The sequence below is a fragment of the uncultured Clostridium sp. genome (assembly GCF_934754915.1).
Classification (GTDB): Bacteria; Bacillota; Clostridia; order Clostridiales; family Clostridiaceae; genus Clostridium.
On sequence record NZ_CAKVKB010000132.1, the window covers coordinates 1 to 8,925 of the forward strand.

Below are 8,925 nucleotides of genomic sequence, written 5' to 3' on the forward strand. Positions count from 1 at the left end.
TATATAAATTAACTATTCCATTTTCTATTTTATCAACATCTGTATTTCCATAACCAAATACTAGAGATTGACTGATAAAACTATTCAAATTTTCTTCATACTCATTTTGAACATAATATTTTCTCAAAGGTGTAATTTCAATTCCTGCATCATATATTTTATTCATTGTTGCTGTATTAAAATGAATACCTTTGAATGTTCCTATAAAATGCATTCCTGCTTGCATACCTGAAATTGAAACCTCATCTTCAAAATAGTGTTTTAGGCATTTTATAATCTGATTTCGTTTTTTTAAATACAAATTTCTCATTTTCTTTATATGTTTATCCAATAATCCCTGTTTAATGAATTCTGCCATAGTAAGCTGTTCAAGAATAGGTGAATGTAAATCAGCTACATATTTTATATCTCTTGTTTTATTAAGAATATTATCTGGCAGAACTATATACCCCATACGAAGAGAAGGCATGAATATTTTTGAAAATGTTCCAACATAAATTACATGATCAGGATCAAGTGATTGCATAGATTCTATTGGACTACCCTCAAATCTAAATTCACTGTCATAATCATCTTCAACAATATAAATATCATTTTCTCTTGCATATTTAATTAATTCAATTCTACGATTAATCGGAAGAACAACCCCAGTAGGAAATTGATGACTCGGTGTAATAAATATCATCTCTGGTGATTTATGAGGAATGAAGAATGTAATTTTAATCTTGCAATATATTATTTGCAACAAATCAAATTATTGGATTTCTATGGCTTTCTTTATTTTTTCAATAACACATTTTCTTATTTTTTCTGGAGCCATGACAGTAACATATGGTCCTAATGACATTATTTTAGAAATAACCTCTGTTTCCTGAAAAGCATAATAGCATATATCAATTTCATAAGTATCTTTATCTATAAGTTTAGAACTTCTTTCAAATGAAGAAAAACTCATAAAACATCTTTCCATAGCCCCTTTTTTATCCTTCAAAATTATAGTAACAGGTTCCTCACAGTACTTTCGTTCTTTTATTTTTCTAATTATTTCATCTCTATTCAGATCAAAATTTTCTTCAATAATATCAACTTTCTTTAATGTATGGAGATTGATCATGATATCTCTGTTTTCATCAACAGAATAAACAGAAGCCCTTAATTTATCATCTTTTATCGAATATTCAATCCTTAATGGAACTGCTATCTTATCTTTATATTCATTTTTATTTCTGTCTACATTAGTATACTTTATCAATTTATTATTCTTTATTGCATTTAGAATTTTAAAAAATGTTTCAGTTAATTTTTTCATATCACATTCAAATTCGTTTGTATTTTTATTAGTGAATTCAATAATTTTATTGCTTCCTTCTTTTACATCTTCTAAATTCTTTTCAAGGATATTTGTTATCTTTTCTCCTAAAAATTTTCGTGCCCTTTCATCTTCCAGCATCCCCTTCAGCCACGTCTTTTCAATATTAGAAAATCTTATTTTTATTGGGATTCTATCTTCTGATGATAAAACGCTATAATAGACTTGTCCCTTGTTTTTTAAAAGATTAAGGTTATTATCTTCATACTCATTTAATATCATTCCTTCAAATGTTTTAAAATCTTTTGTTATGAGTTTTTCATCATATTCTTCATCTTCTATTATTTTGATAATATCCTCTTTTTCTAATCCATCTCTGCATGAATTAAGAATCTTCAACACAAGATGAAAATATTTGTTTTTATACTCATGAAATAACTCCATAATTGCTAAGCATATCCTTCCAATCCTTTTTTAATCTCTTTTTCAATGATGCAGGTTCAAGGACTTTTATATTTTCACCATATTTCCTTATCCATGGCACCATCTCAACACAGTCATTCACTTCTTTTTCAATTGTAAATCTGTTTTCTGAAATACTTTCAAAAATACATTTCCCAAGTTCTCCTCTAATTTTATCTATAAGATATCTTTCATTATCATCATTTATTATAAGTTCAAACCTGACTTTTATACATGGGTTATTATTGTTTATAGGAACACTTGAAAAACTGTTTCTCATACTGATTTTATATTTATCTAGATATAAATCATAATCAAATGTGCTTTTTAATATTTCAATATCATCTGTTCTGTCAAGACGCACTGCTACACATTTATCATCCTCATAAAATCCAAAAACATAAAATCTTCCACATTCTACATCATATCTCAATTTAACAGGTTTAAAATGACTTTTTTTAGAACGCCTGCTATACCTGTTATATCTAGAATTATTTCCACTTTTCATTATAATCTTATTTCTGCCATAAATGGCTCTCATGACTTTTAATATAAGTTCTTCGTCAATAACTGGATGAAAGTGAAGATATTCATATTGAAAAGAATCCTTTTCTTCAATATTTAAATTTCGCTCAAATTTCATATAATCTTTTAATGTATCACAAAAATAATGTCCACTTATATGTGGAAATATAATATTTTTATATAATTCTGCAACTTGAGAAAGTTTTTCTATTTCTTCATCATTAAATTCTGAAAGTATATCATTTGGAATAAAATATTCCTTTGAACGTCCTTTCTTCTGACAGCTTACAATTTCCATAACACTGCACATTTCATTTAATTTTCTTTCTATTGTCTTGCTGCTTATTTCATCGTAATTTATAAGTCCCTCATTAACAAGTTCATCTTCTATTTCTGAAAAACTCATAGGCTTATCATTTTTATTCAAAACAAGAAGAATATAATAATATAAAATGATATCACTTCTCGTAAAACTTTTGCTTAAATATGTCCTTACAAGAAAATTTTTTGTATTTGAAATGCTGTCACAGCTTAAATTTAGCAGCTTGTTTTTCCCATTTCTATCAACTCTCACAAAATCATCTTTTATATACTGTCGTATTCTTCTCATTTCATAACTTATTTTACGGGAACTATTTTTATTTTTATTTTCAAGTTCGCTTTTTGAAAAACATCCATATAAGAACACATCTCTCAAAATTGAACGTATTATATCATAATGTTTTATAAAATCTGGAAACATAACTTTTCCTCTCATTTTCTTTTTTGTTATATATTACATTTATAATTACTATTTCCAATTATAACACATTAATTATTTACCAATTCCTTAATTTAAAATGAATTCTTTAATGGTATTTTCCATTCAATTTATTTATTGTGCTTTAAAATTATACACAGGTTTTATAATTTCCAAAACCTCTGCTGTATCAGAAATAGCTGAAATTATTTCTTCTTTAGGTTTATAAGCCATTGGAGCTTCATCAATAGTATTCTCACTTACAGATGTAGTAAAAATACCTTCCATAGACTTTTTAAATTCATCAAGATCAATATTTTCTTTTGCCTTTGTCCTGCTCATAAGCCTTCCTGCTCCGTGTGGTGCGCTGTAATTCCATTTTTCATTTCCTTTTCCAATAGCAATTATTGAACCATCTTTCATGTTTAGTGGAATAAGAATTTTTTCATCTTTATATGCAGAGATAGCCCCTTTTCTTATTATATTGTCTTTAAAATTTATATAATTGTGAATTGTAGTAAAATGCTCAAATTCATCAATTCCCTTATCAAACATCTTTTTAAGTATTATATCTGCCATGCATTTTCTGTTTAAAACAGCATATTCCTGACATATATTCATATCATTTAAATATTCATCTCTATACTTTCCTGTAAGAAAACATAAATCCTTTGGATATTCAGGCATAAGACTATCATACTCTGACTTTAATTCTTTTAGGGCATTCTGTATTTCCTTGCGCCTTCCCTGCTCTTTATACTCTTTTATAAGGTTTTCCCTTTTTATAAAATACTCTTCTTTTCCACTGCATAAATCTATTGCCAGCTTCTGATAAATATCTGCAACCTGGGTTCCTAAATTTCTGCTTCCTGAATGGATTATAAGATATCTGTTTTTATCTATACCTTCATCAACTTCAATAAAATGATTTCCTCCTCCAAGAGTACCTATACTTCTTTCAATTCTTTTTGTATCCTTAAGACTTCTATAGCATTTTAAATCCTTGAGCTTATCAAACCTTACAATACGGCCTTTATGAACATTTTTACCGCTAGGTATATTTTTATGAATTACTTCATCTAATTTTTCAAAGTCTATTTCATTTTTCCCAATATTCACAGTAAGCATTCCACATCCAATATCAACTCCCACAATATTAGGTATTACTTTATCCTTCAAATCTGCTGTAAATCCTATTACACATCCAGTTCCTTTGTGTGTATCAGGCATTATTCTGACTTTACATTCTTCTGCAAATGGCATATTGCATAATTCTTTTATCTGCTCTATTACATCATCATCTATATTATCTGCAAAAACTTCTGCTTCTGCATATTTTCCTTTTACCTTTAACATTATTTTCAACTCCTGCTATTCATATTTAAATAACCATGCTTTCTTCATTTTTAAAATGATATCTTTCTATTTCCAGTTTCATATTATCCAATCCATTTTCCACTTTAGAAATGAACTCCAGAATTTTTTCACTCCATCCTGCAATTATATTAACTTTTGGACCTTTAAACTGCTGAGTTCCATATCCTAGAAGATCAACTGCATGAACATATACATCTGGATTTATCTTTTTTCTATATTTATCTATAAGTTTCTGACATACATCATCATATCCTAAATTTATTTCATTATCAGAAAATAGTATTATTCTATCTACATATATCTTATTTTTTATAAGATATTTTATTGGAAGGGATAAATCAGTCCATCCCCACGTAGGAGTTATTGATCTTGCACTTGCAATTATCCCATTTTGTGATCCAATAGGCACAATTTTAAATGAAGAATCAAAAGTACTTATTATAGCCTCATCACAAATACTGTTTGCAATAGACATGAGCAGTGCTCCTATTTCAGCACATGAAATACTGCTGTTTCTGCTTACAGCAGACCCCATTGAACCTGATACATCTGTAGACATAAATGTTTTTCCAGGAAGCTTCTGTATGTTTTCAGTAGAATATTTTATTGCTTCTTCAAGTACATCATATACTTTTGAGGTCCCAATTCCTTCGTCTGCAAGGATTTTAAATGCAGAATAATACCTAAATGGAAGCTGTCTGCTTTTTATAACCCTTTCCTTATTTCTAATCATGTCATATATATCATTTATGTTATCTGGTTCTGCTTTTATTATATTTCTCAAATTGCGGAGTGCTGCCATATATCCTAGCTTTCCACTCTGTATAAGCTTCTCCCATGTATTTTTATTGTTTCCCTCTTTTGAAAGCATTGTTTCCCATGTAAAAGGGACTTGAAGATTGTCTTCAAGAATTCTTTTAAACATGCCACTTTGTAATTCATCTGCTGGTTTTGGATGAACTAAATTTAAAATATCTTTAAGAATAACCTGGCCATTTCTGTTATATTTAGCCAGTGAAAATTCATCAAATTTTAAAAAGCATTCACTTATTCCCTTCTTTAATGAATTAGGAATTGGTTTTCCATATACAGTAAGATAATAGCTCAATATTTCTGGCATATCATCTACTCTCAACACTATATTTCTTAAAATTTCTCTCACATATTTCTTCCCCTGTGCATCATGAGCCAATTCTCCTAAAAGGACATGAGAAATGCTTCGCATATTCATTTCCTTTCTTACATATATAGTAAGATTAGCTACAAACTCAGAATCTATTTTAATCATATTTCTTATATCACTTACTATTGTCTTTGAATTATCTCCATAAAACTTATTTTCATTAAAGAAACTTGTTAAAACTTCAGATATAAGTTTTTCTTTTGGGTCCATTTTGAATGCTTTATGATTTTCATTATTTCTTATTATATTACTATTAAACTTTGACATTTTAACAGCCTCCTTAAATACAAATACTATTATTTTACTATGGAAGAAAATTGGAAAGTGTGTTAACTTAACCCTCTTGAAGTAACACTTTCCTGCACTATCCATTTTTTCATGGAGAAATAATTATCTGAGTTTTCTTATGACGCTTCATCATAAAATGATCAGCCATCACCCTGGTATCGAAGTAACTCAAGATATCACTGCCATGAGTAGCTTTTAAAAATATTCATATGGAGAAAATCTATTTGAGAATATGTGCTCTACCACTGAGCTACCAATAATATTTTTTTATTACTGGGCTGGAGTCGAACCAGCGACACCATCGTTAAAAGCGAAGTATCTCAAATATACACTTCCTTACGACATTTCCTCTTGACTACGTTAATCATTATAATATTGCTATTAATTTCTTTACAGACAAAAAGTTTGCATTTTAACTAAAAAAATCTGCATTGATATTAATTTTTCCATATATAAATGCCTGTTTGAACTGTGGAACCTTTATAAACGCATAGATAATACACAAAACTGCTGCAATAGCCTCAGATAAAACAGTTGCAAAAGCTGCACCTGCTACTCCCATTTTTAAAACAACCACAAACAATAAATCCAATACAACATTCAATAAACTGCAAAGAATAAGAAAAATAAGTGGTGTCTTAGAATCACCCAATGCTCTTAAAATTGAAAATGGTGTAAAATATGCAGAGATTGCAATCAAACCAGCCATAAAAATATACATATATGTCAATGCATCTGGTAAAATAGACTACGGTGTATTAAGCAAAAGTAAAATCGGTTTTGTTGTCACTAAAGCAATCAATGTCATTAAGATTGCAATCAAGATACATGTATAGCTTCCATTTGCAATTGAAGCTGCTGTACCTTTTTCATCTTTTGCCCCAAAGTATTGGGAAACTAAAACCCCTGTTCCAATTGCAGCTCCCATACACATAGACATAAATGTCATAGAAAGAGCATTCGTAGCACCAATAGCCGAAAAAGCTGCATCTCCTACAAATCTTCCTACTATAATTCTGTCTGCAAGTGTGTATACCTGTTGAAATAAGTTCCCAATTAAAATTGGAATTGAAAATCGAATCAACAATTTGATTGGATTTCCTTTTGTCATATCTACTGTACTCATTTTCATTCTCCTTTTATAATACTGTATTGTTTTAGGACTATATGGACGAAAATAATCCTCCTACACTGTATGATGCAGAAGGTCATTCTCCTAACATTTCTTTACGAAATGCCGAAACATATATATCCATAAGCTTAAGCAAAATATCCTGCTGTTCTTCTGTCAATGATTCCATTGCGATAATATCTGCCTTATGAATATGTGGAATCAGCGTTTTTGCATACTTCATTCCCTCTTCTGTCAAATGAATGGTCTTGATTCTGCGATTCTCTGACAGCTCCCTAAGTTCAATATAACCACTTTTGAAAAAACTTGTGATTACATTATTCACAGTCTGCTTTGGCAGCAGTGTCTTATCACATATTTGCTTCTGGGTACAGTTTTCCGTATAAAATATTGCATTGAGAATATAAAGACTATTATAAGACACACCAGATTTCCTAGCATAATCTTCATAAATAATGCTGATACTCTGCCATGCATTGCAAAAAGCTTTTGTCTTTGCTTCAATATCCAATTTACCATCTCCTTTCATAGTCTTATTTTAGGACTATTGTATCTTTTTCCATGCCTTTTGTCAATATATCTAGAATAAAATTTGTGACATATTCATATTCAAGAAATACGATAAACATATATTATCACATATTTAAATTATGCTTTAGAATATGTTTTAATAACCCTCTGCACCCTTCCAATATTTCATCATAAGTCACATGGAAATCTCCAGTATACCAAGGGTCATCAATATCTTTTGGATTGTCTGTAAATTCTAATAATCTGAATATTTTTTTATTTTTATCATCTTTCACTATTTTTAGAATATTTCTTATGTTAAACTGCTCCATTGCAATTATATAGTCATAATAATCATAATCAGATTTTTTAATCTGAACTGCACGCTTTCCCTCACATGAAATATTATGCTCCATAAGTTTTCTTCTTGCTGGAGGATACACAGGATTACCTATTTCTTCAGCAGATGTTGCAGCTGACCTAATAAAAAACTTATCTGTCAGCTTTTCCTTTTCAATTATATCCTTAAATATGAATTCTGCCATTGGAGACCTGCATATATTGCCGTGGCATACGAATAGGACCTTTATCATAAAACTTATACCTCCCTATACTCTCTTATGCCCATTTTATAAGGCATTTTCTTAATCTCGATTATATGCTTCCTGGTATAACTTTGCATATATTTGCATTACATTTTTAAACATTGGGGTAATTTATGGGGTAAAACAAGCTTTTTCAACCATATTTACCCCAAAGGTAATTTCTTAAAAGAAATCGTATGGATCATCTTTTAGTTTTGCATCTACTTCTTCCATAGATGCTTTAGCATCAATCGCACGTGTATGAGTGTAGTAGCCTAGCGTGATAGAAATATCACTATGACCCATAATGAGTTGCAATCTCGTGGGTTCCATCAGCTGACGTACCATCTTTGTGCAAAATGTATGGCGACACACATGCGGCGTGATTTTTGGTAATTCCTTCTTATATGTAGAGTTGTACTTTTCAAGAGCATGGTTAAAGATGTGGTCCAAATCCAACCCAATATATGGTCTAAGCCCTTTTCTAGCCCTTTGGTTTAGAAAAAGGAATCCACTATACCCATCAACCTCTGGTTCAGTTTCTGGAGCATTTGCTTTTCGTTCTTCAACAATTTTCTTTAAAAGTTCACATACATTTGCTCGCATTGGAACATAACGCATACCTGCTTTTGTCTTTGTTTGCGTAGTCAACTTTTCTGGGTCTTCAATATAAAGAACGCCACCTTTATGTGTGCACTGCAACTGTTTATTTACTCGAATCATACGACCTTCAAAATCAATATTGGATTGTCAACACTTTTTAATACATTTTTTATTCGGTCATATTTGCAAGTCTATACTCAACTGGAGTCATAT

General features: G+C 30.0%; 8 protein-coding genes and 1 pseudogene. All 9 read right to left on the minus strand.

Annotation, left to right across the window (positions count from 1 at the left end):
* Positions 1–685, minus strand: a 685-nt coding sequence (locus Q0F58_RS15175; RefSeq protein WP_294378347.1) for a PLP-dependent aminotransferase family protein, incomplete at its 3' end; no start/stop codon positions are given.
* A gap of 69 nt (positions 686–754) precedes the next feature.
* Positions 755–1,753, minus strand: coding sequence for a WYL domain-containing protein (locus Q0F58_RS15180; protein ID WP_294378349.1), 999 nt, complete (start codon positions 1,751–1,753; stop codon positions 755–757).
* The gene (locus tag Q0F58_RS15185) at positions 1,737–3,038 is read right to left on the minus strand and encodes a YafY family protein (RefSeq protein ID WP_294378351.1); all 1,302 of its coding nucleotides are present in this window, start codon (positions 3,036–3,038) and stop codon (positions 1,737–1,739) included. Before Q0F58_RS15185 ends, Q0F58_RS15180 begins: the two co-directional genes overlap by 17 nt.
* 132 nt (positions 3,039–3,170) lie before the next feature.
* A complete protein-coding gene (locus tag Q0F58_RS15190) occupies positions 3,171–4,391 on the minus strand; it encodes an RtcB family protein (RefSeq protein WP_294378353.1) in 1,221 nt (406 codons plus the stop codon).
* A 25-nt stretch (positions 4,392–4,416) separates the two neighbouring features.
* Positions 4,417–5,862 (minus strand): TROVE domain-containing protein, encoded by a 1,446-nt coding sequence (locus tag Q0F58_RS15195; protein WP_294378355.1) that lies wholly within the window; start codon positions 5,860–5,862, stop codon positions 4,417–4,419.
* 433 nt (positions 5,863–6,295) lie between these two features.
* Positions 6,296–7,015: pseudogene (locus tag Q0F58_RS15200) on the minus strand (MATE family efflux transporter).
* Positions 7,016–7,091: 76 nt separating this feature from the next.
* Positions 7,092–7,526, minus strand: coding sequence for a MarR family winged helix-turn-helix transcriptional regulator (locus Q0F58_RS15205; RefSeq protein WP_294378356.1), 435 nt, complete (start codon positions 7,524–7,526; stop codon positions 7,092–7,094).
* A 124-nt stretch (positions 7,527–7,650) separates the two neighbouring features.
* Entirely contained in the window at positions 7,651–8,118 is a 468-nt protein-coding gene (locus tag Q0F58_RS15210; protein WP_294378359.1) for a low molecular weight protein-tyrosine-phosphatase, read from the minus strand.
* 174 nt (positions 8,119–8,292) lie between these two features.
* The gene (locus tag Q0F58_RS15215; protein WP_294378362.1) at positions 8,293–8,850 is read right to left on the minus strand and encodes a tyrosine-type recombinase/integrase; all 558 of its coding nucleotides are present in this window, start codon (positions 8,848–8,850) and stop codon (positions 8,293–8,295) included.
* Between the last annotated feature and the right edge of the window lie 75 nt (positions 8,851–8,925).